Raw genomic sequence first — 23,476 nt, forward strand, 5'->3', positions numbered from 1 at the left:
GGAGGTGGCGCGGCCGGGCGAGGCGGTGCGGCCGGCGGCGGCGGCGCAGCGGGCGGATGGGGAGGTGCAGCTGCGGGCGGCGGGGCGCGCGGGCGGGGCAGGCGGCGCGGCTGCTGGCGGCCCCTTCGGCGGCTGCTTCGGTTTTCCGTCAGGGCCCGTGTCTTGCGGCTGGGCCTGCGCGACCACGAGCGGCGGCGCACTTTGCGCTTGCGATGCGGAGCTTGCGAATTGCATCGCGGTCAGAGCCGTCGTCGCAAGCAGCACGAAACGAAGATTGGTCATGGTGGTGAACTTCCCCGGAAGGTTCTTTGACGAAGTGTTGGGATGAACAGCTACGCGTTAGGCCGGATTGTGGCGGGCGAAGCGATCGCGGCCCGATTTATTTCTGCATGGAAATCACGTCACGCCAGCGACGTTCATTGCGCATTCAGACGCTGGTTGCAATTGCCTCACATGTGACGAGGCATCTCATGCGCCATCCCGCGGCGGATTCGCATCCGTCGCGGGGTTGGGGGTGAGCGGCCCGTTCGGCCCGCGCGATGGAATCTCTTCGGGCACGTTGCCCGGGAGTTCATCGGGCCGCGGGGATTCACCGGGCTCGCGCACCGGCGGCGCGATTTCAGGCTGCGGATTGCCGGGCGGAATTCCCGGCGGTGGCTCGGTCGGCGTGCCCGGTGTCGAGGGTGGAATCTCGGGCGGCTCGATCGGCATCACATCGAGACCTTGCGGTTCTCACCGATGTCCGGGCGCGTGTTCGTCACCGCCGCAGCCGCCATCTTCACATAGGAGATCACCGTGCCCGGCGAATCCCAGAACTCGGCATCGTCGGGTGCGATCTTGAGCACGCGGATGTTGGGATCCTCCGCGCTGTCCCACCACGCCTTGGCTGGCGTCGAGAACAGCTCCTTGATCTTCGCACGGTCGTTGGAGACCACGGCCGTGCCGGTCAGCGAGACATATTTCTGGCTGCCGGAATCCGCGAACGACAAATTGATCGAGGGATTGCGGGCGATCTCCTCGTCCTTGTGGCGCCGTGCGTCGGTCAGGAAGTAGATCGTGTTCGCGTCGCGATCGAGATGGGCGCTCATCGGCCGCGCACGGAGCTTGTCGCCGTCGCGCGTCACCAGCATCGCGAAGCCGATCTTCTTCATCAGCTCCCAGGCGCGATCGACGTCGCGGGCATTGTCGTTGGCCATATCGTACTCCTTGCTGCAAGCAACGATAACGGCCGCCGGGATTTGAGGTTCCGGCAGGAACCGGCTATTCCGGGGTGTGGCAGACCGCCTCGATGTTGTGGCCATCGGGGTCGAGCACGAAGGCGCCATAATAGTTCGGGTGATAATGCGGGCGGATGCCGGGCGGGCCGTTATCGCGTCCGCCGGCCGCGATCGCCGCCTTGTAGAACGCGTCGACGGTAGCGCGGTTGTCGGCACGAATGGCGATATGCACCGGCTTGTTCATGGCGCCTTCGCCGCCGAACCAGAAATCCGGCTTGCCCTCAGTGCCGAAGCCTGCGGCCGCTGCGTGCCCGGTCTGCTCCGCCGTGACCTCCATGACCAGACCGTAGCCGAGCGGCGCCAGCGCCTTGGCGTAGAACGCTTTCGCGCGCTCGTAGTCGGAGACGGAAAAGCCCAAATGGTCGATCATCGCCAGCTCCCTAGTTCGTACTTGCAAGCCGTGACAGGAACGTATTGCTTCGTGTCGTGCGCACGATCGTAAAGCCGCGCGCGACCATGTCGGCGATACAATCCTGCTGCCATTCGTTTTGCGAGAGGTGCTCGATGACCACCGCGCGCGGCCACAGCGAGGGCGGCGCGTCGCGGAAGAAGCCGATCAGCACGCGGTCCTCAAAACCTTCGACGTCGATCTTGAGCGAATCGATCTGGGTGACGCCGGCCTCGTCGAGGATGCGCGTCAGGCGCAGCGACGGCACCTTGATCGCGTCCGCGCCGGCCGTGCCGGTGACGACATGGGTGGCGCCGAGATTGCCGCCGCCGCTCTCGATCATCAGCTCGCCGTCGGTCTCACCGGCCGCGGCCTGCACCAGGCGCACCTGCGCAGCTTTCGATGCGGCGTGATTGAAGGACAGCCGCCCAAACGTCAGCGGATGCGGCTCGATCGCGACCACCTTGCCGGTGCTGCCGACCTGTCGCGCCATCACCAGCGCAAACGTGCCGACATTGGCGCCGACATCGACGAAGGTGCCGCCGGAAGGGGTGTGCTGGCGCAGGAAGTCGAGCTCGTCGAGATTGTAATCGGGATTGAACAATGCGCCGCGCTCGGTCGCGCTGCCCTGGTGATAGAGCCGGAAGGAGGCGCCCTGATATTGCACGTCTACGGGGCCGCTCCGCAGCAGGTTCACCAGCCGCGACATCCACGGACGGAACGCGCCGCGCTTCAGCCCCGATTGCGTCGCGAGGCGAATGATCGCGGCCTGCGCCGCGTTCGGCGCAAACGCGCCGAACGGCGCGGACGAAGGGGTCTTGTCGGTCGTCAAGCAGCAGATCCTCGTTGCAAGCGGCGCATGCATAGCCGGTTTTGCGGAGGACTCCAATCTTCACGAGAAGTTCGTAATCCGGATGAAGCGCAGCGAAATCCGGGACCTTTTCCGCTTGCGGCACGAGCCCCGGATTGCGCTTCGCTCCATCCGGGCTACGGCCTCACGCCGCCTTCTTCGGCGCCTTGCGCTGCCTCAGGAATCGCCCGAGCAGCCGGCGCTTGCCCTTGCGCGGGATCAGGTCGATGTCGCTGACCAGCTTGGCGCCGCCCTTGCGGCGCTCCAGCACGATCTTGCGGCTGTGGAAGGCCTCGAGCTCCGCGCGATGCGCGACGCTGACGATGGTCGCCTTCGGCAACTCGTCGGTGACCATCTTCATCATCTTGTCCTGGCTCTTCTCGTCGAGCGCCGAGGTCGCCTCGTCCAGCACGACGATGTCGGGGTTGTGCAGCAGGAGCCGCGCGAAGGCGAGGCGCTGCTTCTCGCCGCCTGACAGCGTCTGGTCCCAGGGGCCTTCCTCCTCGATCTTCTCCTTGAGATGATCGAGACCGACCTTGTGCAGGGCCTCGCCGATCTCGTCGACGGTCCAATGGTCGGCCGCGCCGGGATAGGCGACCGCGCGGCGCAGCGATCCCGAGGGCACGTAAGGCCGCTGCGGCAGCATGAACAGCCGCCGGTCGGGATGGAAATTCACGCCGCCACCGCCCCAGGGCCAGAGGCCGGCGATGGCGCGCACCAGCGTGCTCTTGCCGGTGCCGGATTCGCCGGCGACCAGCAGCCGCTCGCCCGGCTCGATCACCACTTCAGTCTCGCCGACCACGGCGGTGCCGTCGTCGAGCGTGACCGAGAGGTCGTGCAGCTCCAGCATGGCGTCGTTGTGCGTCTCGCCGCGCTTGATGCGGCCGAGACCGTCGCCCTGCTCGGCGCGCTCGAGGCCGTCGAGCGACATCATCAGCGAGGCGATACGTCGTGCGCAGGCGTTCCAGTCGGCGAGCCGCGGATAATTGTCGACCAGCCACCCGAACGCGCTCTGCACGATGGTGAAGGCGGAGGCCGCCTGCATCACCTGCCCCAGCGTCATGCTGCCGTCGAGGAATTTTGGCGCGCAGAGCAAGAGGGGGACCACGGGCGCAACGAGGCTCGAGCCTTGCGACACCAGCGTGGTGCGCATGTGCTGACCCGCCAGCCGCGCCCATTGCCGGATCACATTGGTGAAGTTGCGGTCGATGCCGCCGCGCTCCTCCTCCTCGCCGCCGAGCAGCGCGATGCTCTCGCCGTTCTCGCGCACGCGCGTCAGCGTGTAGCGGAAGTCGGCTTCGGCCTGGTTCTTGTCCTCGGACACCTGCACGAAGCGGCGGCCGATCACCAGGATCGAGCCGGAAGCTATTCCCGCATAGAGCATCGCGGCGATGACGAGGAAGCCGGGAATGGTGATGCTCGTGCCGCCAAGCGTGACGGTGAGCGCGCCGCCGATGGTCCAGAGCACGACGATGAAGGTCGCGGCCGACAACAGCGCCGAGGTGACGCCGGCGAGGAAGTCGACCGGGGAATCGGTCGCGATGCGCAGGTCCTCAGCGATCCGGTATTCGGGATTCTTGTGGTCGCCGCTGACGAGATTGAGCTGGTAGTAGCGCCCGTTCTTGAGCCAACGCGTCAGCACGCTCGACGTCAGCCAGGCCCGCCAGCGCCGCTGGATGCCCATGCGCGCGAACACTTGCACGACGCCGAGCACGATGCTGCCGATCGCGAGCGGAAAGAACACCGCGGTGAGATGGAAGACGCTCGCGGCCTCGCGCTTCTCGATCGCGTCGAAGATCGCCCTGTTCCAGACATTGATGCCGTACTGGAAGCCGACGGTGAGGATGATCAGGACAACGAGGCCGATCGAGAACGGCCAGGCGAGGCGGTCGCCGCTGCGTCCCCAGAAGCCGCGCGCGCTGATCCAGAACCGCGTCAGCAGATAATCCTTGCGAACCTGCTCGGCCTCCTCGGGCGAGAGCTCCGGGTCGGGCTCGAGCAGCTCCGGCGGCGGAGGGGCGACCTCGTCGCCGTTCTCGCCCTTGATTCCGACGATGGGCGACTTGGAATTCTCTTGACGCTTGGGGGCGGGCTTGGGCATGTGCGGACAACGCGAGGGAAATCAACCGGTTCCCTTAGGTTCCGCAGGGTTCCTATTCCGCGGCGCCGTCCCGGACGCGCCGGATACGGGCGGCCCGATGCAGAACGCGCGACAATTCCTCGACCGAATAGGGCTTTTGCACCAGATCGAAGCCGGCCACGCCCTCTTGTGACAGGGCCTGGCTGTAGCCCGTGGTCAGCACGATCGGCACGTCGATGCCGCGGTCGCGGATCGCCTGCGCCAGATCGAGCCCGGTCATGCCCGGCATCACCACGTCGGAGAACACGACGTCGAAGCGATCGGCGTCCATCACCAGCTCGGCGAGGGCATCCGTCGCATTGTCGACCAGCGTGATGCTGTAGCCGAGCTCGGTGAGGCCGTCGGCGGCGAAATTGGCAAGCTCGATATTGTCCTCGACCACCAGCACCGACATGCCGCTGCCGGCCACCGCCGGCGCCGTGTTGGGCGCCTGCCGCTGCGGCAGCAGCTCCGGGGGCACGCGCGGCAGATAAAGCGAGAAGGTGCTGCCGTGTCCCACTTCGCTCGTGACCGTCACCTCGCCGCCGGATTGCCGGGCGAAGCCGAACACCTGGGACAGGCCAAGGCCGGTGCCGTGGCCGACCTGCTTGGTGGTGAAGAACGGCTCGAAGATGCGTCCCAACCGGGCGGCAGGAATGCCGATGCCGGTGTCGCTGACGGTCACGCTGACGAAGCCATGGCTTGGCGGGCTCTGGTTTCCCAGACTCTGGCCGCCCAAGGGCTGATTTCCCAAGCTCTGGCTAGCCGAGGCGCCGGCCAGCGCGTCCGGAACGGCCGTCGCGGTCTCGACCTTGAAAGTGATCCTGCCCTTGCCCTGCATGGCGTCGCGCGCGTTGGTCGCCATGTTGATCAGCGCCGTCTCGAACTGGCCGGCATCGGCACGGACCAGGCAGGGCTCGGTGGGCAGCCGCATGGCGATCTCGATGGCCGGCCCCAGCAGGGGCGCGAGCATGTCGTGCAGCGACTGCATCCGTTCGCCGACGTCGAACACTTCGGGCTTCAGGGTCTGGCGCCGCGCAAAGGCGAGCAGCTGCGAGGTCAGCTTGGCCGCCCGGGCCACGGCGTCCGCGATGGCGGTGATGTAGCGCTGGCGCCGCTCCTCCGTCAGCTGCGGCCGGTTCAGCAGGTCGACCGAGGCGCGGATCACCGTCAGCAGATTGTTGAAGTCGTGCGCGACGCCGCCGGTGAGCTGTCCGAGCGCCTCGAGGCGCTGGCTGTGCTTGAGCGCTTCCTCGGCCTCGCGCCGCTTGGCCGCTTCGGCCTGAAGGTGCTGGGTGCGTCGCAACGCCAGCGCCAGCAGCAGAAACAGCAGTGCGGTGGCGGGAATGCCGAATACCAGATGCTGGCCGATCGTGGCGAACCAGCGCGCGCGGATCGCCGAGGTCTCGAGCCCGGCGCTGACATAGATCGGGTATTCCGCGACGCGCCGGTAGCCGATGCGGCGCTCGATCCCGTCCGACGGCCAGGCGACGGTGATGAGGCCACGCTCCGGGCGCGCCGCGATTTCCCGGCCGACCGGTCCGGTCGGATCGAGCCTGATGTCGCGGTCAAGCCGCGGGAAATGCGTGAGCATGGCGCCGTCGGTGCGGCCCATCGCGAAGAAGCTGCCGGGATCCGATCCGATGCGAGCGTAGAAGCTCTCGAAATATTCCGGCAGGACCGAGGCCTGGATCACCCCGATGAAGCGGCCGTCGTCGGAGTCGCGGCGGCGGCTCACGCCGAAAAAGCGGGCGCCCTGATAGGGCGGTCGTGGCGTCAGGGCGGTGCCGATGAACGTGCCGATGCTCTGGTCGATATGGGCGTAGAAATAGTCGCGGTCGGCAAAGCTCAGCTCCGGCGGCGGCGAGGCGAGGCTGTTGACCAGCGCCTTTCCGTCCGCATCGAAGATCCAGGCCGATTTGAGCTGCGGGAGCGAATCGCTCAGCCGCTTCAGCCGCCGGTGCAGCGCCGGCTCGCGCGCACGGATGGTGTCGTCGGAAAGGCCGCGGACCACCTCGTTGAGCTCGGCAAGGCTGCGGTCGATGGTCTCGAACACCTTGAGCGCGTGCTCATGCGCGACGTCGAGCGTGCGCTCGATCTCCCGGTCGGCGATCTCCCTGGTCGAGGTGTAGGAAATCGTGGCGGCGATCGCGAACAGCGCAACCGGCAGCGCCAGGGATGCCGCCATCATCCACTGCAACAGCCTTAGCGAGTTGCGTTGCGCCCTCTGCACAGTCGCTCCGTCCCTGACGCGAGCTTAACTGAATCTCGCGTGAGGAAGGAAGCAGCTTGTGCGGGAACCGCAGGTTGTGAGACGAAAACTTGCGCGTGCGGCGGGCCGGAGAAAATTCTCCTCGAATTGGCCGCGATCCCGGAACGTCCCGGCTCGTTCGGCCGGGACGGAAAGCACGAAATACGTCTTTAGATCTGGCGCTCGACCATCTTGAGCTTGAGCTCGGCGATGGCTTCGGCCGGGTTGAGGCCCTTCGGACAGGCCTTGGCGCAGTTCATGATGGTGTGGCAGCGATAGAGCCGGAACGGATCCTCGAGATTGTCGAGCCGCTCGCCGGTCGCCTCGTCGCGGGAATCGGACACCCAGCGGTTGGCCTGGAGCAACGCGGCGGGGCCGAGATAACGTTCGCTGTTCCACCAATAGCTCGGGCACGAGGTCGAGCAGCAGGCGCACAGGATGCACTCGTAGAGGCCGTCGAGCTTCTCGCGGTCCTCATGGGTCTGGCGCCATTCCTTCTGCGGGGTCGGCGAGGTCGTCTTCAGCCACGGCTCGACGGATGCGTATTGCGCGTAGAAATTGGTGAGATCGGGAACGAGGTCCTTCACGACGGGCTGGTGCGGCAGCGGATTGACCTTCACCGCGCCGTCCTTGACGTCGTGCATCGAGCGGGTGCAGGCCAGCGTGTTCTGGCCGTCGATGTTCATGGCGCAGGAGCCGCAGACGCCTTCGCGGCAGGAGCGGCGGAAGGTCAGCGACGGGTCGATGTGGTTCTTGATCCAGATCAGGCCGTCCAGCACCATCGGGCCGCAATCATTGGTGTCGACGTAATAGGTGTCGACGCTCGGATTCTTGCCGTCGTCCGGATTCCAGCGATAGACCCGGAACTCGCGAACCTCTGTCGCGCCCGCGGGCTTCGGCCAGGTCTTGCCGCCTGAAATCTTGGAGTTCTTCGGAAGTGCGAATTCAACCATTTCGATAAGGCCTTCGCTGTTCGCTCAATACACGCGCGCCTTCGGCGGGATGTACTGCACGTCGTTGGTCATGGTGTAGTCGTGAACCGGGCGGTACTCGATCTTGACCTTGCCGGCATCGTCCAGCCAGGCCAGCGTGTGCTTCATCCAGTTCTTGTCGTCGCGTTCGGAGAAGTCCTCGCGGGCATGGGCGCCGCGGCTCTCGGTGCGGTTGGCGGCCGAATTCATCGTCACCACCGCCTGCGAGATCAAATTGTCGAATTCCAGCGTCTCGACGAGATCGGAATTCCACACCAGCGAACGATCCGACACGGCGATGTCGGTGATGCCGCTGTGGACCTTCGCGATCAGGTTCTGGCCTTCGCTCAGCACTTCGCCGGTGCGGAACACCGCGCAATTGCTCTGCATCACGTGCTGCATGCCTTCGCGCAGTTTTGCGGTCGGCGTGCCGCCGGAGGCGTAGCGGTAATGGTCGAGCCGGCCGAGCGCGAGCTCGGCCGAGTTCGCCGGCAGCTCCGGCTGCTTGGCGTTCGGCGTCAGCTTCTCGGCGAGGCGGAGCGCGGCGGCGCGGCCGAACACGACGAGGTCGATCAGCGAGTTGGAACCGAGGCGGTTGGCGCCGTGCACGGACACGCAGGCGGCTTCGCCGATCGCCATCAGGCCGGGGATGACGGCATTGTCGTCGCCGTCCTTCTTGGTCAGCACCTCGCCATGATAGTTCGTGGGGATGCCGCCCATGTTGTAGTGCACGGTCGGCACGATCGGGATCGGCTCGCGCGTCACGTCGACATTGGCGAAGATCTTTGCGGATTCGGAGATGCCGGGCAGCCGCTCGGCGAGCACCGCGGGATCGAGATGGTCGAGATGCAGGAAGATGTGGTCCTTCTTCTTGCCGACGCCGCGTCCTTCGCGGATCTCGATGGTCATCGCGCGCGAGACGACGTCGCGCGAGGCGAGGTCCTTGGCCGACGGCGCGTAGCGCTCCATGAAGCGCTCGCCTTCGGAGTTGACGAGATAGCCGCCTTCGCCGCGCGCGCCTTCGGTGACGAGGCAGCCCGAACCGTAGATGCCGGTCGGGTGGAACTGAACGAACTCCATGTCCTGCATCGGCAGGCCAGCGCGCAGCACCATGCCGCCGCCGTCACCGGTGCAGGTATGCGCCGAGGTGCAGGAAGCATAGGCGCGGCCGTAGCCGCCGGTCGCGAGAATCACGGTCTGGGCGCGGAAGCGGTGCAGCGTGCCGTCGTCGAGCTTGAGTGCGATGACGCCGCGGCAGGTGCCCTGGTCGTCCATGATCAGGTCGATGGCGAAGAACTCGATGAAGAACTCGGCCGCGTGGCGCAGCGACTGGCCGTACATCGTGTGCAGCATGGCGTGGCCGGTGCGGTCGGCGGCGGCGCAGGTGCGCTGCGCCTGGCCCTTGCCGAAATCCATGGTCATGCCGCCGAACGGGCGCTGATAGATCTTGCCGTCCTCGGTGCGCGAGAACGGCACGCCCCAATGCTCGAGCTCGTAGACCGCGTCGGGCGCGTTGCGCACCATGTATTCGATCGCGTCCTGGTCGCCGAGCCAGTCCGACCCCTTCACGGTGTCGTACATGTGCCAGCGCCAGTCGTCCTTGTGCATGTTGCCGAGCGAAGCGGAGATGCCGCCTTGCGCAGCGACCGTGTGCGAGCGGGTCGGGAACACCTTGGTGATGCAGGCCGTGCGCAGGCCCGCCTCGCTGCAGCCGACCACAGCGCGCAGGCCCGCGCCGCCGGCACCGACCACGACGACGTCGTAGGTGTGGTCTTCGATCGGATAGGCTTTGCCGTTGGTGGCGGGAGCGCCGTTGCCCGAGCCATTCGTTGTATTGGCCATGGGTTACACTCCGGAGGACAGTTTCAGGATCGCGTAGGTCGAGGCGAGCGCGACGGCGACCGAGAAGAAATTGTTGAGCATGATCGAGACGAGCTTCAGCTTCTCGTTATGGACGTAGTCCTCGATCACGACCTGCATGCCGATCTTCATGTGCCAGGCGCTGGCAAAGATGAAGAGCAGCAGGATCACCGCGATCGGCAGCGAGCCGAGGATCTGCGCGGCGCCGGCCTGATTGCGGCCGAGCAGCATCATGACGATCACGATCACCGGAATCATCAGCAGTGTCATGGCGACGGCCGTGATGCGCTGGCGCCAGAAATCGGAGGTGCCGGAATGTGCCGCGCCGAGATTGCGGACGCGGCCGAGCGGCGTGCGCATGCTGCGCTTGGGCGTGTCGGCTGAGCTCATCGGCCGCCTCCGATCGCATAGGCGATGATCCAGACCAGCACGGTCAGCGCGATGCCGCCGATCAGTGCGCCCCAGGTCAGCGCTTCCCGCTCATTGGCCTTGAAGCCGTAGCCGAGGTCCCAGACGAAATGCCGGATGCCGCTCAGCATGTGGTGCATCAGCGCCCAGGTGTAGCCGAACACGATCAGACGGCCGATGATGCTGCCGGTGAAGGCCTGGACATGGGAATAGGCGGCCGGGCCGGAGGCCGCTGCGATCAGCCACCAGGCCAGCAGCAGGGTGCCGACGTAAAGGGCGATGCCGGTGGCGCGATGGACGATGGACAGCGCCATCGTCAGCGTCCAGCGGTAGACTTGCATGTGTGGCGAGAGCGGTCGTTCGATCCGTGCGGTCATGGGCTTTGATGTTGTCTTGCGGCCCAGCATGGGGCGCGCGGGGATCGGGAAGGTCGGCTCTATTTACGGAGTCGATTTGGCCCGCGCAATCACCAAATCGCCATAAATCGAACCGTCGTTCAGCCCTAGAGCCTTGATGATGCAAGCCCAATCAGGGTCTTGGTATACCAGCATGCCTGTCCGCCAATGAAGTAAAGAATCAAAATTCATTTATTGCGAGGACTGCGAGGTTCGTTGAAATTGCTGTTGGAACGCATCTAAACGGACCATGCCGTCCAAACCGGCCGAGGGGGCCCGGCGGCAGCATCCACCCCATGGGTGCGCGCCATTCTGCGTCCTCGACGCGGCCGGTTCGATCCGGTTTTGGATATGCACGTCCTGCATTCCACCCCAGCCGGGAAGCCCGGCCTGTCGACCGCGGGAATCAGATCGCCTAATGCTCCGTACGCAGCTCTCGGAAGCGAGCCGCTGCGACCAGTCGCCGGGGGCAGGTCAGGGGTGATTGCAGGTCTGGATATCAAGGACATCGTCGAGCTCGCGCTGCTGTTGATCGCAACCGGCGCGCTCTCAGGGTTTCTGGCCGGCGTGTTCGGCATCGGCGGCGGCGCGATTCTGGTGCCGGTGTTTTACGAATGCTTCCGCATCGCCGGCGTGCCCCTCGAAGTGCGCATGCCGCTCTGCATCGGCACCTCGCTCGCCGTGATCATTCCGACCTCGATCCGTTCGTTCCAGGCGCATTACAAGCGCGGCGCCGTCGACATGACGATCCTGCGCGCGTGGTGGCTGCCGATCGTGGTCGGGGTCATCGCCGGCAGCGTGATCGCGCGCTACGCGCCGGAGCGGCTGTTCAAGATCGTGTTCGTCTGTGTCGCCTATTCGGCGGCAGCGCGTCTCATCTTCGCGCGCGAGGGCTGGCGGTTCGGCGAGGATCTGCCGAAGGGTCCCTTGATGCGCGCCTACGGCTTCTGCGTCGGCATTCTCTCGACGCTGATGGGCATCGGCGGCGGCCTGTTCTCGAACTTGCTGATGACGTTCTACGGCCGTCCGATTCATCAAGCGGTGGCGACCTCGTCGGCGCTCGCCGTGCTGATCTCGATCCCCGGCGCGCTCGGCTACGTCTACGCCGGCTGGCCGGCGGCGGCGAACTATCCGGCGGTCGCCGCACTGCAAGTGCCATTCGCGCTCGGCTATGTCTCGCTGATCGGCGCCGTACTGGTGATGCCGATGAGCCTCGTCACCGCGCCGCTCGGCGTGAGAGCCGCGCATGCGATGTCCAAGCGCACGCTGGAAGTGGCGTTCGGGTGCTATCTGTTTATCGTGGGCAGCCGGTTCGTACTGAGCTTGGCGGGCGGGCTGTAGCCGCCGCATACTCCGTCGTTGCGAGCGAAACGAAGCAATCCAGAAATCTCTGCACTGCGAAAGCCTAGATTGCTTCGTCGCAAGAGCCCCTCGCAATGACGGCGAGAGAGCGTGCCCCCTCACTTCTTCGCGTAAATATCCTTGTACGTCTCGCGCAGCACGTTCTTCTGCACCTTGCCCATCGTGTTGCGCGGCAGCTCGTCGACGACGAAGACGCGCTTGGGCATCTTGAATTTCGCGAGGCGTCCGTCGAGGCCCTTGAGCACGGCCGCTTCGTCGATGCTCGCGCCGGGCTGGCGCACCAGCACCGCCGTGACGCCCTCGCCGAAATCGGCGTGCGGCACGCCGATCACGGCGGACTCGATCACGCCCGGCATGGCGTCGATCTCGCTCTCGATTTCCTTGGGGTAGACGTTGAAGCCGCCGGAGATCACGAGATCCTTGCCGCGGCCGAGGATGTGGACATAGCCCTTGGCGTCGATCTTGCCGAGATCGCCGGTGATGAAGAAGCCGTCGGGCCGGAATTCAGCCTTGGTCTTCTCCGGCATGCGCCAGTATCCCTTGAAGACGTTCGGGCCCTTCACCTCGATCATGCCGATTTCGTCGCGCGGCAATTCCTTGCCCGTCTCGGGCTCGGTCACGCGCACCGAGACGCCGGGAAGCGGGAAGCCGACCGCGCCGGGCACGCGCTCGCCGTCATAGGGGTTCGACGTGTTCATGTTGGTCTCGGTCATGCCGTAGCGCTCGAGCACCGCGTGGCCCGTGCGCGCCGACCATTCGCGATGCGTCTCGGCCAGCAGCGGCGCCGAGCCCGAGATGAACAGCCGCATGTGCTTTGTCGTCTCCTGCGACAGCGCCGGGTTCTGCAGCAGCCGCGTGTAGAACGTCGGCACGCCCATCAGCACCGTGGCGCGCGCCATCAGCTTGATGATCAGGTCCGGATCGAGTTTTGGCAGGAAGATCATCGACGCCCGCGAAAACAGCGTCACGTTGGTCGCCACGAACAGGCCGTGCGTGTGATAGATCGGCAGCGCGTGGATCAGCACGTCCTTGTCGGTGAAGCGCCAATAGCCGACCAGCGAGAGCGAGTTCGACGCGAGATTGTCGTGGCTGAGCATCGCGCCCTTGGAACGGCCGGTGGTGCCCGAGGTGTAGAGGATCGCGGCCAGATCGTCGTTTGCGCGCGGCACCGTCGTAAACTCACGGCTCGCCTTCTCGGCGGCATCCGTCAGCGAGCCCTTGCCGTCAGGCCCGAGCGTCTCGACCTTGGCCTTCACCTTGGCGGCGATCGGGGCGAGGGCTTCGGCCTTGGCGGGATCGCAGACCACCAGCGACGGCTCGGCATCGCCGATGAAATAATCGAGCTCGTTCAGCGTGTAGGCGGTGTTGAGCGGCAGATAGACCGCGCCGGCCCGCACCGTGGCTAGGTACAGCACGATATTGGCCACGGATTTTTCCACCTGCACCGCGACGCGGTCGCCGGGCTTCACGCCGCGTGCGACCAGCACGTTCGCCATCTGCCCGGCCCGCGCGATCAGATCGCCATAGCTGATGCGAACCCCGTCCTGCGTCTCGATCGCGAGGCGGCTGGGATCGTCCAGGCCATCGAACAGGCGGGAAAACAGATTGGCGTTGGCTGCTGGGTTCATGCAAGAATTCCTCGACCGCAAGGCTGACAAGGCCGGTCAAACCGAGGGCTGGATTAGCAAAAACCGCCCCGATGAAGCAACGGAGACAGTTTGCATGACCAAAATTGGGAAACGCGTGGCCTGGGTCACGGGCGGCGGCAGCGGGATCGGGGAGGCCGGCGCGGAGGCATTGGCGGCCGACGGCTGGATGGTGGTGGTCTCGGGCCGGCGCCAGTCGGCCCTGGATACCGTGGTGGCGAAGATCATCAAGGCGGGCGGCGCCGCCGAGGCGCTCGCGCTTGATGTCTCCAAGGCGACCGAGGCCCAGAAGGCTGCCGATCAGATCGTCGCCAGGCACGGCCGCATCGATCTGCTGGTCAACAATGCCGGCATCAATATTCCCAAGCGCAGCTGGAAGGACATGGAGCTGGAGGGCTGGGACCAGCTGGTCCAGGTCAACCTTAACGGCGTGCTCTATTGCATGCGCGCGGTGCTGCCGACGATGCGCAAGCAGCAGGACGGCGCCATCATCAACGTCTCGTCCTGGGCCGGCCGCCACGTCTCGAAGATGCCGGGCCCGGCCTACACCACCACCAAGCATGCGGTGCTGGCGCTGACCCATTCCTTCAACATGGACGAGTGCGTCAACGGCCTGCGCGCCTGCTGCCTGATGCCTGGCGAGGTCGCGACGCCGATCCTGAAGCTGCGCCCGGTGGTGCCGAGCGAAGCGGAGCAGGCGAAGATGCTGCAACCGGAAGATCTCGGCCGCACCATCGCGTTCATCGCGAGCATGCCGGCCCGCGTCTGCATCAACGAGGTGCTGATCAGCCCGACGCATAATCGCGGATTCATCCAGACGCCGAACAATCGGGATTGAAGCGGGGCGCGGCGTGCCACACATTCGGTGTCATCCCCGCGAACGCGGGGATCCATAACCACAGGCGGAAATTGAGGGCGCGGCTGGTCACTCCGAGTCTCCGCCAAACCACTCCCTGTGGCAATGGGTCCCGGATCGGCGCTTCGCTTGTCCGGGACGACAGCGGCGTGTGTGGCGCGAGCTCGCAACACACGAACATCCCCGCCCATAGTTTCACGCATCACAAAGAATTTTTCTCCGAAACCGCACGCCAAACCCTCCCGTAGTTCGGTCCAACGACGGCACTGCTGCACCACCCCAAATTGTCGCAGTCGCCGTTGTTGCCCCAACCCAACACCGGCCATCGCCGGTCACAATCCAATCGGGAGACTCTCCATGTCGAAGCGCATTGCCTATCTCGCTGCCGCCGCCTTCAGCGCCCTGGCCATCACCGCGACCATCGTCGCGCCGGCGAGTGCCGAAGAAAAGACCGTCATGGTCGGCGGCGCCGCGATGTTCCCCTCGAAGAACATCGTGCAGAACGCGGTCAACTCGAAGGACCACACCACGCTGGTCGCGGCGGTGAAGGCGGCTGGCCTCGTGCCGACGCTGGAGGGCAAGGGCCCGTTCACGGTGTTCGCGCCCACCAACGCCGCCTTCGGCAAGCTGCCGGCCGGCACCGTCGACAACCTGGTCAAGCCCGAGAACAAGGCCACGCTGACCAAGATCCTCACCTACCATGTCGTGCCCGGCAAGCTCGAGGCGTCCGACCTCACCGAGGGCAAGAAGCTGAAGACCGCCGAGGGCGAGGAGCTGACGGTCAAGAAGATGGACGGCAAGGTCTGGATCGTCGATGCCAAGGGCGGCACCTCGATGGTCACGATCTCCAACGTCAACCAGTCCAACGGCGTGATCCATGTGGTCGACACCGTGCTGATGCCGGCCTCGTAACACCGCGCGATCCTGTTTCATCCCCGAACAGGAATGGCTTCAAACCGCGAGCCGGGGATACCCGGCTCGCTTTTTTGTGACCACAATAGCCTGACGGCATCGATTCCATGGCTGGCAGGGCGTAACGAAAACGAACGACCCGGCGTATAATTCCCGACACACGATCCTCCAGGACGGAACCATCATGGCGAGCCTCACAGTCACCGATGAGCAGGTCAGGGCCATCAAGGCCAAAGTGATCCAACCGGCCTGGGTGCGGGTCATGCACTGGATCAACGCCCTTGCCATGATCCTGATGATCCTGTCGGGCTGGCAGATCTACAACGCCTCGCCGCTGTTCGGCTTCACCTTTCCGCGCGGCTACACGCTGGGCGGCTGGCTCGGCGGCGGCCTGCTCTGGCATTTTGCCGCGATGTGGCTGTTGATGCTCAATGGCCTCGCCTATCTCGTCACCGGCTTTGCCACCGGCCGCTTCGCCAAGAAGCTGTTTCCAATCACCCCGTCAGGCGTGCTCCACGACGTCAGGGCTGCCCTGACCTTCAAGCTCGGCCATGACGATCTCACCGTCTATAATTACGTGCAGCGCCTGCTCTATGCCGGCATCATATTGGTCGGCGTGCTGATCGTGCTCACGGGCCTCGGCATGTGGAAGCCGGTGCAGCTCTATTACCTCGTTGCGCTGTTCGGCGACTACCCGACCGCGCGCTACATCCATTTCTTCTGCATGGCGGCGATCTGCGCCTTCCTCGTCGTTCACGTCCTGCTCGCGCTGCTGGTGCCGAAGAGCCTGCGCGCGATGATCATCGGTCGCTAAAGCCGAGCGGAGAACACAGCCATGGCCAAGCGTTCATTCCTGATCCCCGGCGTCGACAAGCGGCTGCTGATCAAGGACTCCATCAAGACCATGCCCGACGTCACCCGCCGCCGCTTCATCGCCGGCGGCGCCAGTCTCGGCGCCCTGACATTGCTCACCGGCTGCGACGTCGTCGATTCCTCCTCGGCCGAGGAGATGCTGAAGAGTGTTTCGAAATTCAACGACGCGGTGCAGGCTTTCATCTTCAATCCCGACGCGCTGGCGCCGACCTTCCCCGAGAGCGCGATCACCAAGCCGTTTCCGTTCAACGCCTATTACGATCTCGACGACGCGCCTGATGTCTCGGCCGCAGACTGGAAGCTCGAGGTCCGTGGCCTCGTCGACAACAAGAAGCCCTGGACGCTGGACGAGCTCCACAAGCTGCCGCAAGTGACTCAGATCACCCGTCACATCTGCGTCGAAGGCTGGAGCGCGATCGGCAGCTGGACCGGCACGCCCCTGCGCGATTTCCTGAAACTGATCGGCGCGGACACGCGCGCGAAATATGTCTGGTTCCAATGCGCCGACAAGGAGGGCTACAATTCGCCCTTGGATATGCGCAGCGCGCTGCATCCGCAGACCCAGATGACATTCAAATATGCGGGCGAGATTTTGCCGCGCGCCTACGGCTTCCCCATGAAGATCCGCGTGCCCACGAAGCTCGGCTTCAAGAACCCGAAATACGTGGTCTCGATGGAAGTCACCAACGACTACAAGGGCGGCTATTGGGAAGACCAGGGGTATAATTCGTTCAGCGGGAGCTGATCGGGCTACGGCACCGAGTTCTTCGGCCCCACTTTCCGCTGACACAGCGCCGCCACCGCACCCAGCGCCAGCAATGCCGCCGAGACGTTGAGCGCGTAGCTCAAGCTCCCCAGCGCGTCCGTGATCGCGCCGACCACGATCGGCCCCAGCGTCTGGCCGACGCCGAACGAGATCGTCATCGCGGCGATCGCGGTCGGCCACACCTGCGGCGGATAGTTGAAGCGCACGAAGGCGGTGGTCGAGCCGACCACGGCGAAGAAGGCGACGCCGAACACCACGGCCGAGACCGCAAGCCATGCCGGTGAATGCCCGAGCATCGGCAGGGCCGCGCCCGCCGCGTTGGTTCCGAGGATGATGGCGGTGGCGAGCCCGCCGCGATCGAGCGCCAGCACGCCGCGCCAGGCCCAGGGCGTGACGAAGGCGGAGAGGCCAATGAGTCCCCAGAATCCCGCCTGCGCCGCGGCCCCGCCGCCGCCGTCGCGCACATAGGCGATCATGAAGGTCATGTAGGCGATGTAGCCGGCGCCGAACAGGAAGTAGGCGGCCAGATAAATCAGCACCGGCCAAATCGCGAACGAGCCGTGACCGCCTTCCGAGAAGCGGACATCGCTCTCGATGCGGATCAGGAACAGCGGGATCGTCATCGCGACCGAGAGCAGCGTCAGCGCCCACCAGACGATCCACCACGAGCCCGGCCCGAAATATTGCAGCGTGAACGGGGCGATCAGCCCCGAGGCGAGAATGCCGATGCCGGGCCCGGCATAGAACAGGCTGAGCAGGAAATTGGCCCGCGTGGGCTGCGACTGCGCGATGGTGGCGGCGAGCGCCCCGCCGGCGACGAAGCCGGCCGCAGCGCCGAGACCGAGCACGAGGCGCGCCAGGCTCAGTGCGACGAAATTCCCCGATAGCGCGCAAGTCGCGAGCGCGGCGACGCAGGCGAGGGTTCCGCCTCGGATGGCGGCCGCCCAACCGACGCGCTGGATCAGGCGGGACGCCAAGAGCGCGCCGACGAGATAGCCGACGGCGTTGATGGTGTTCATGAATCCGGCCGCCGAGTAGGACCAGCCGAGGGTCTCCCGCATGTCGGGCAGCACCAGCGCATAGGCAAAGCGGCCGATGCCGAGCCCGACGGTGGCGGCCAGCGACAGCGTCAGGATCAGCCGCGCGGGATGCGGGTAGGGCGGGCGGTCAGGGGCGTGCAAGGGAATCTCCGGCCCTTGCAGTGTGGCAGGCCCCGTCCGCCTTGCACAGCCGCACCCCGGCAATGGTGTCTTGCCAAGCGCGCAACGCCGCTCTAGCACTCCGGCCGAATTCGACCTGAGAGGAACGACCATGGCGACCCACAAACTGCTGCTGCTTCCCGGCGACGGTATCGGCCCCGAGGTGATGGGCGAGGTGAAGCGGCTGATCGACTGGCTCAATTCGGCCGGGATCGCCAAGTTCGAGACCGATACCGGCCTCGTCGGCGGCTCCGCCTATGACGCGCACAAGGTGTCGATCTCCGAGGGCGACATGGCCAAGGCGCTGGCCGCCGACGCCATCATCTTCGGCGCGGTCGGCGGCCCGAAATGGGATGCCGTTCCCTACGAGGTGCGCCCGGAAGCCGGCCTGCTGCGCCTGCGCAAGGATCTCGCGCTGTTCGCCAACCTCCGTCCCGCCGTGTGCTACCCGGCGCTGGCCGAGGCTTCGAGCCTGAAGCGCGAGGCGGTCGAGGGCCTCGACATCATGATCGTGCGCGAACTCACCGGCGGCGTCTATTTCGGCGAGCCCAAGACCATCACCGATCTCGGCAATGGCCAGAAGCGCGCCATCGATACCCAGGTCTACGACACCTATGAGATCGAGCGCATCGGCCGCGTCGCCTTCGAGCTTGCCAGGAAGCGCAAGAACAAGGTGACGTCGATGGAGAAGCGCAACGTCATGAAGTCCGGCGTGCTCTGGAACGAGGTCATGACTCAGGTTCATAAGCGCGAATATCCCGACGTCACGCTCGAGCATCAGCTCGCCGATTCCGGCGGCATGATGCTGGTGAAATGGCCGAAGCAGTTCGACGTCATCGTCACCGACAATCTGTTCGGCGACATGCTGTCGGACATCGCGGCGATGCTGACCGGCTCGCTCGGCATGCTGCCCTCGGCCTCGCTCGGCGAGGTCGACGTCAAGACCAAGAAGCGACGGGCGCTGTACGAGCCCGTGCACGGCTCGGCGCCCGACATCGCCGGCCAAGGCCTCGCCAATCCCATCGCGATGATCTCGTCCTTCGGCATGGCGCTGCGCTACTCCTTCGACATGGGCGATCTCGCCGATAAGGTCGACGCCGCGATCGCCGCGGTGCTGGCGAGCGGCCTGCGCACCGCCGACATCAAGTCGGAGGGGACGACCGCTGCGTCGACCACGCAGATGGGTGAAGCGATTTTGAAGGAATTGCAGAAGCTGCACGGGTAAGGCGGGAAGAATCGTGGCTCGGATGGAGCGAAGCGAAATCCGGGTTCTCACCCCCGTAGACAGACCTTCCCGGATTGCGCTTCGCTCCATCCGGGCTACGGCCTCATTGGAGACCGCCTCATGGATTCACTCCGCCCCAAGATCGCGGAAACCGTCATCCATGACACGGTGCGCCGGCGCGAAGCGCAGATCGGGCGCCGCTGCGAAATTCTCGCCAACACCCGCATCGAATACGCCTCGCTCGGCGACTATTCCTATCTTGGCGAGAATTGCGACGTCGCCGATGCCGTGATCGGCAAGTTCACGGCGATCGCCAATTCGGTGCGGATCGGCGCGCCCAATCATCCGATGGGCCGCCCCTCGCAGCACCGCTTCACTTATGTCCCCGAATATTACGAGGCGTCGGCGAGCCGCGACCGCGACTTCTTCGCGGATCGTCGCGGCGATCGCGTCATCGTCGGCAACGATGTCTGGATCGGCCACGCCGCCATCCTGCTGCCGGGCGTGAACGTCGGCGACGGCGCGGTGATCGCGGCAGGCGCAGTCGTCAGCCGTGATGTCGCGCCCTACACGATCGTCGGCGGCGTGCCGGCACGCGCCATCCGCAAGCGCTTCGACGATGCGGTCGCCGAAAGCTTGCGCCGCATTGCCTGGTGGGACTGGCCGGACGAGCTCATCTTCGAGCGTCTCGCCGATTTCCGCTCCGAGGCGATCGAGGAGTTCTGTCGGCGTTATGATCCTGCGGCGAATGCGTGAGGCGCAGGCAGCTCTCCAAACAAAAAAAGCCGGGCGCGAGCCCGGCCTTTTGATTCGGTCGTGACGTCCGCTCAGTACAGCGGGAAATTCTGCGGATAGCCGCCGACATCCTGCGGCGGCGAGAGCGGCTGGCGGTCGATCGGGCGGTTGAGGTTCTCGCGGGCGAAGGACGGATAGCCCACGGCCGGCGGGAAGGCGTAGTCGCTGAACTTGCGGTCGCCCGGATTGACCTCGGTGCCGCCGTCGAGCCATGAGCGCTTGCTGACATAGATGCGGGTGCGGCCCTGCTGATAGACGGCGTTGGGGCCCGCCGGGCCGTAATAGTGCCGGCCGCGCTCGTCATAGCGCTTGGTCTTGTTGTCGGCCGAAGCCGGCGTCGCCAGAACAGAGGACATGGCAATCACGGCGCCCGCAGCAAACAAGGTCGCCAATTTGGCAGAGAATTTCGAGCTCATCACGTCCCCTTCAGGCGGCGCACCGCCAGTCGATGTCACCCCATACTAGCCCGGCCGGGGTGAGCGCAACTAGGTCTATTGGGTCACACCAGCTCGAAAATAATCGCGCGCGCCGGCGAAAGTTGCATCAATACCAGCCACTTGAGCTTGGTGCGGCTAGAGCGCCCCGCGCAATTGCGCGTTCGCGGCGCCGAGCAGCCAGTCCGGCGAGCCCTGGAGGTCGCAAGCCCGGCGTTTCAGCTCGGCGCGGGCGAACAGGTCCGCCAATTTCGGCTCGTTGCCGGAGGTGAGCAGCGTCAGCCGGTTCAGCGTGCAGGCAACGGCCGCACGCTGGGCGGGCAGGGTGTCGCCCTGGCAGGAGAAGCCGGAGATCTGCAAGGCGGGCTCCTCGCTGCGCTTGAGGTAGCCGAGGCAGGCCGGCGTCCCCGCCGTGCCCATCGGCCGGAACAGCGCCACGGGGCCGAATTTGGTGTCGATCAGGCCGGCCTGCTCGAGCGGGGTCGCCGCGTTCAGACCCATCTGGACGGCGAGGTCCATGGTTGCCGGACGGCCCAAGTCGAATTCGCCGCCCTCCCGGTAAATCTCGAGCTCGGCCAGCACCTTGTCGGCTTCGCCGGTCCAGCGCATGACGTCCCTGCGACCGCCTGCGGGATGCCGAAGGATGGTGTAAGAGGCTGTTTTCTCTGACGAATCAAGCCGGCTGAGAGCGAAGGCCGGGTGCGAGCGGTCGGCCACGCTCCAGCCCTTCCCCGGCGCTGGCTCATCGCCGCGCAAATCGGGCAGCTGGCCGAGCGCCGCGAGGCCGAGGATGGCAAACAGCGCCAGCGTCCCCACATAGGCGAACAGCCGCGCCAGCGTGCCGACCACCTCGTCGGCGAAGGCTGCCAATGCCAGATGGAGACTGGTCCGGGTCGAGATTGCGGCCGTGCTGGCCTCAGGCGACTGCATCCACGGCCTTCCGGCATGGTCCCACGTTGTCTTGAGGCCGGTTCTCGCATAGAAGCGCTGCTCTTCCTGTTTAAGCGCGAGCTTCAGGAACGGGCTTTTTCATCGGAGAGTGAACGATGGGTTACAAAGTCGCAGTCGTCGGCGCGACCGGCAATGTCGGACGGGAAATGCTCAACATCCTGGATGAGCGCAAATTCCCCGCGGACGAGGTCGTGGCCCTCGCCTCTCGCCGCAGCATGGGCGTCGAGGTCTCCTATGGCGACCGCACCCTGAAGGTCAAAGCGCTCGAGCACTTTGATTTCTCCGATGTCGACATCTGCCTGATGTCGGCGGGCGGCTCGGTGTCGAAGGAATGGTCGCCGAAGATCGGCGCCGCCGGCGCGGTGGTGATCGACAATTCCTCGGCCTGGCGCATGGACCCGGACGTGCCGCTGATCGTGCCCGAGGTGAATGCGGCCGCGACCGAAGGCTTCAAGAAGAAGAACATCATCGCCAACCCGAACTGCTCGACCGCGCAGCTCGTGGTCGCGCTGAAGCCGTTGCACGACAAGGCGGTCATCAAGCGCGTCGTGGTCTCGACCTATCAATCGGTGTCGGGCGCCGGCAAGGATGCGATGGACGAATTGTTCTCGCAGACCAAGGCCGTCTACACCAACAGCGAGATCGTCAATAAGAAGTTTCCTGCACGCATCGCCTTCAACGTCATCCCCCAGATCGACGTCTTCATGGAGGACGGCTACACCAAGGAAGAGTGGAAGATGATGGCGGAGACCAAGAAGATCCTTGATCCCAGGATCAAGCTCTCCGCGACCTGCGTGCGCGTGCCGGTGTTCGTCGGCCATTCCGAGGCCGTCAACATCGAGTTCGAGAATCCGATCAGCGCCGACGAAGCCCGCGATATCCTGCGCAAGGCGCCCGGCTGTCTCGTCATCGACAAGCAGGAGCCCGGCGGCTACGCCACGCCGTATGAGGCGGCCGGCGAAGACGCGACCTATATCAGCCGCATCCGCGAGGACGCGACGGTGGAGAACGGCCTCGCGCTGTGGTGCGTGTCGGACAATCTGCGCAAGGGCGCAGCCCTCAACGCGATCCAGATCGCCGAAGTCCTGATCAACCGCAAGCTGATCAGCGCGAAGAAGAAGGCGGCCTGACGCTGCCGTAGGGCGGATTAGCCCGCGGCTGCGCGAAGCGCAGTCCGCTTGGCGTAATCCACCTCTTCTGTCACTGCGGATACGAACAGCGGCGGATTACGCTTCGTTAATCCGCCCTACGAGAGTGGTGGCCTACGCCACGGCCCGCGCGTTCCTGAATTCCTTGCTCGTCTTGTCCAGCACGAACAGCGATCCCTCCGCGACGCCGAAATAGGCGCCGTGGGTCTGCATCTGGCCGCTCTCCACGGCCTTGCGCACGAACGGGAACGTCATCAGGTTTTCCAGGCTACGGAACACCGCGGCCTTCTCGATGCGCTCGACGAACTGCGCCATGGTCTCGTGGTCGCGCTGCTCGACCACTTCGCCCGGCTTGATGAACATCTGCATCCATCTGCCGATGAAGTCGCCGGGCGTCAGCGGCTCGATCTTGTCGACGAAGGCGCGGATGCCGCCGCATTGAGCGTGGCCGAGGATGACGATGTGCTTCACCTTCAGCACCGTCACCGCATATTCCAGCGCCGCCGAGACGCCGTGCGCGTTGCCGTCGGGCTGATACACCGGCACCAGATTGGCGATGTTGCGGACCACGAACAATTCGCCCGGGCCGACGTCGAAGATCACCTCGGGCGAGACGCGGCTGTCGCAGCAGCCGATCACCATCACTTCCGGGAACTGTCCCTTCACCGACAGTTCGCGATAGCGGGTCTGCTCGGTCGGCAGCCGCTGGGTGGCGAAGGCCTGGTAGCCTTCCAGCAAATGCTTCGGGAATGTCATCATGGCCTATGCCTAATCATATACCGCTGGGGTG

23 protein-coding genes and 1 pseudogene are annotated in these 23,476 nt (G+C 65.3%); 8 read left to right on the top strand and 16 right to left on the bottom strand.

All coding sequences use genetic code 11. The annotated features are described in order from the left end of the window. The 11 genes and pseudogenes from RPS27_RS09830 to sdhC all read right to left on the bottom strand — a co-directional run. A pseudogene (locus RPS27_RS09830) lies at positions 1-282 on the bottom strand (OmpA family protein); the annotation flags it as partial. Positions 283-468: 186 nt separating this feature from the next. After that, the gene (locus tag RPS27_RS09835; protein WP_194405375.1) at positions 469-711 is read right to left on the bottom strand and encodes a hypothetical protein; all 243 of its coding nucleotides are present in this window, start codon (positions 709-711) and stop codon (positions 469-471) included. Beyond that, the gene (locus RPS27_RS09840; protein WP_211415123.1) at positions 711-1,196 is read right to left on the bottom strand and encodes a pyridoxamine 5'-phosphate oxidase family protein; all 486 of its coding nucleotides are present in this window, start codon (positions 1,194-1,196) and stop codon (positions 711-713) included. Before RPS27_RS09840 ends, RPS27_RS09835 begins: the two co-directional genes overlap by 1 nt. A gap of 64 nt (positions 1,197-1,260) precedes the next feature. Then, positions 1,261-1,647 (bottom strand): VOC family protein, encoded by a 387-nt coding sequence (locus RPS27_RS09845; RefSeq protein WP_211415122.1) that lies wholly within the window; start codon positions 1,645-1,647, stop codon positions 1,261-1,263. 10 nt (positions 1,648-1,657) lie between these two features. After that, the gene (locus RPS27_RS09850; protein WP_212068917.1) at positions 1,658-2,497 is read right to left on the bottom strand and encodes an FkbM family methyltransferase; all 840 of its coding nucleotides are present in this window, start codon (positions 2,495-2,497) and stop codon (positions 1,658-1,660) included. A 163-nt stretch (positions 2,498-2,660) separates the two neighbouring features. Continuing rightward, positions 2,661-4,616, bottom strand: a complete 1,956-nt coding sequence (locus tag RPS27_RS09855; RefSeq protein ID WP_212068918.1) for an ABC transporter ATP-binding protein/permease — start codon at positions 4,614-4,616, stop codon at positions 2,661-2,663. A 52-nt stretch (positions 4,617-4,668) separates the two neighbouring features. Then, positions 4,669-6,867 (bottom strand): hybrid sensor histidine kinase/response regulator, encoded by a 2,199-nt coding sequence (locus RPS27_RS09860; protein ID WP_212068919.1) that lies wholly within the window; start codon positions 6,865-6,867, stop codon positions 4,669-4,671. 188 nt (positions 6,868-7,055) lie between these two features. After that, complete coding sequence (locus tag RPS27_RS09865; RefSeq protein ID WP_194405381.1) at positions 7,056-7,838, bottom strand: succinate dehydrogenase iron-sulfur subunit; 783 nt, start codon at positions 7,836-7,838, stop codon at positions 7,056-7,058. 24 nt (positions 7,839-7,862) lie between these two features. Beyond that, complete coding sequence (sdhA, locus tag RPS27_RS09870; protein ID WP_211415118.1) at positions 7,863-9,698, bottom strand: succinate dehydrogenase flavoprotein subunit; 1,836 nt, start codon at positions 9,696-9,698, stop codon at positions 7,863-7,865. 3 nt (positions 9,699-9,701) lie between these two features. Beyond that, positions 9,702-10,106: a succinate dehydrogenase, hydrophobic membrane anchor protein gene (sdhD, locus tag RPS27_RS09875; protein ID WP_194405383.1), complete on the bottom strand. Its 405-nt coding sequence runs from the start codon at positions 10,104-10,106 to the stop codon at positions 9,702-9,704. Then, on the bottom strand, positions 10,103-10,501 hold the full coding sequence (sdhC, locus tag RPS27_RS09880) for a succinate dehydrogenase, cytochrome b556 subunit (protein ID WP_194405384.1): 399 nt from the start codon (positions 10,499-10,501) through the stop codon (positions 10,103-10,105). The genes sdhD and sdhC overlap by 4 nt, the downstream gene beginning before the upstream one ends. 498 nt (positions 10,502-10,999) lie before the next feature. Between sdhC and RPS27_RS09885 the strand changes: the two genes are divergently transcribed. Continuing rightward, on the top strand, positions 11,000-11,860 hold the full coding sequence (locus tag RPS27_RS09885; RefSeq protein ID WP_212068920.1) for a sulfite exporter TauE/SafE family protein: 861 nt from the start codon (positions 11,000-11,002) through the stop codon (positions 11,858-11,860). A 119-nt stretch (positions 11,861-11,979) separates the two neighbouring features. Here the strand turns inward: RPS27_RS09885 and RPS27_RS09890 are convergent, their stop codons facing one another. Continuing rightward, complete coding sequence (locus RPS27_RS09890) at positions 11,980-13,509, bottom strand: malonyl-CoA synthase (protein WP_212068921.1); 1,530 nt, start codon at positions 13,507-13,509, stop codon at positions 11,980-11,982. A 94-nt stretch (positions 13,510-13,603) separates the two neighbouring features. Here RPS27_RS09890 and RPS27_RS09895 point away from each other — a divergent pair, with 94 nt between their 5' ends. From RPS27_RS09895 to RPS27_RS09910, 4 genes are all read left to right on the top strand, one after another. Beyond that, positions 13,604-14,365, top strand: a complete 762-nt coding sequence (locus RPS27_RS09895) for an SDR family oxidoreductase (RefSeq protein ID WP_212068922.1) — start codon at positions 13,604-13,606, stop codon at positions 14,363-14,365. A gap of 375 nt (positions 14,366-14,740) precedes the next feature. Further along, positions 14,741-15,295: a fasciclin domain-containing protein gene (locus RPS27_RS09900; protein WP_063198540.1), complete on the top strand. Its 555-nt coding sequence runs from the start codon at positions 14,741-14,743 to the stop codon at positions 15,293-15,295. A 184-nt stretch (positions 15,296-15,479) separates the two neighbouring features. After that, the gene (locus tag RPS27_RS09905) at positions 15,480-16,109 is read left to right on the top strand and encodes a cytochrome b/b6 domain-containing protein (protein WP_212068923.1); all 630 of its coding nucleotides are present in this window, start codon (positions 15,480-15,482) and stop codon (positions 16,107-16,109) included. 21 nt (positions 16,110-16,130) lie between these two features. Beyond that, entirely contained in the window at positions 16,131-16,913 is a 783-nt protein-coding gene (locus tag RPS27_RS09910) for a molybdopterin-binding protein (RefSeq protein ID WP_212068924.1), read from the top strand. A 5-nt stretch (positions 16,914-16,918) separates the two neighbouring features. On the opposite strand, the gene RPS27_RS09915 is transcribed toward RPS27_RS09910, so the two are convergent. Beyond that, entirely contained in the window at positions 16,919-18,115 is a 1,197-nt protein-coding gene (locus RPS27_RS09915; protein WP_212068925.1) for a YbfB/YjiJ family MFS transporter, read from the bottom strand. 130 nt (positions 18,116-18,245) lie between these two features. Between RPS27_RS09915 and leuB the strand changes: the two genes are divergently transcribed. Then, the gene (leuB, locus tag RPS27_RS09920; RefSeq protein ID WP_194405392.1) at positions 18,246-19,358 is read left to right on the top strand and encodes a 3-isopropylmalate dehydrogenase; all 1,113 of its coding nucleotides are present in this window, start codon (positions 18,246-18,248) and stop codon (positions 19,356-19,358) included. A 120-nt stretch (positions 19,359-19,478) separates the two neighbouring features. Continuing rightward, on the top strand, positions 19,479-20,114 hold the full coding sequence (locus RPS27_RS09925; protein WP_212068927.1) for a DapH/DapD/GlmU-related protein: 636 nt from the start codon (positions 19,479-19,481) through the stop codon (positions 20,112-20,114). A 71-nt stretch (positions 20,115-20,185) separates the two neighbouring features. Here the strand turns inward: RPS27_RS09925 and RPS27_RS09930 are convergent, their stop codons facing one another. Both RPS27_RS09930 and RPS27_RS09935 read right to left on the bottom strand, forming a co-directional pair. After that, positions 20,186-20,569, bottom strand: a complete 384-nt coding sequence (locus RPS27_RS09930) for a hypothetical protein (protein ID WP_211415110.1) — start codon at positions 20,567-20,569, stop codon at positions 20,186-20,188. 156 nt (positions 20,570-20,725) lie between these two features. Then, the gene (locus RPS27_RS09935; protein ID WP_211415109.1) at positions 20,726-21,517 is read right to left on the bottom strand and encodes a hypothetical protein; all 792 of its coding nucleotides are present in this window, start codon (positions 21,515-21,517) and stop codon (positions 20,726-20,728) included. Positions 21,518-21,633: 116 nt separating this feature from the next. Between RPS27_RS09935 and RPS27_RS09940 the strand changes: the two genes are divergently transcribed. Then, on the top strand, positions 21,634-22,668 hold the full coding sequence (locus tag RPS27_RS09940; RefSeq protein ID WP_211415108.1) for an aspartate-semialdehyde dehydrogenase: 1,035 nt from the start codon (positions 21,634-21,636) through the stop codon (positions 22,666-22,668). A 132-nt stretch (positions 22,669-22,800) separates the two neighbouring features. On the opposite strand, the gene RPS27_RS09945 is transcribed toward RPS27_RS09940, so the two are convergent. After that, positions 22,801-23,445, bottom strand: coding sequence for a carbonic anhydrase (locus RPS27_RS09945; RefSeq protein WP_194405397.1), 645 nt, complete (start codon positions 23,443-23,445; stop codon positions 22,801-22,803). Positions 23,446-23,476 lie beyond the last annotated feature (31 nt).

Origin of the sequence: Bradyrhizobium sp. WYCCWR 12699, from assembly GCF_032144035.1 — a bacterium.
Taxonomy (GTDB): domain Bacteria; phylum Pseudomonadota; class Alphaproteobacteria; order Rhizobiales; family Xanthobacteraceae; genus Bradyrhizobium.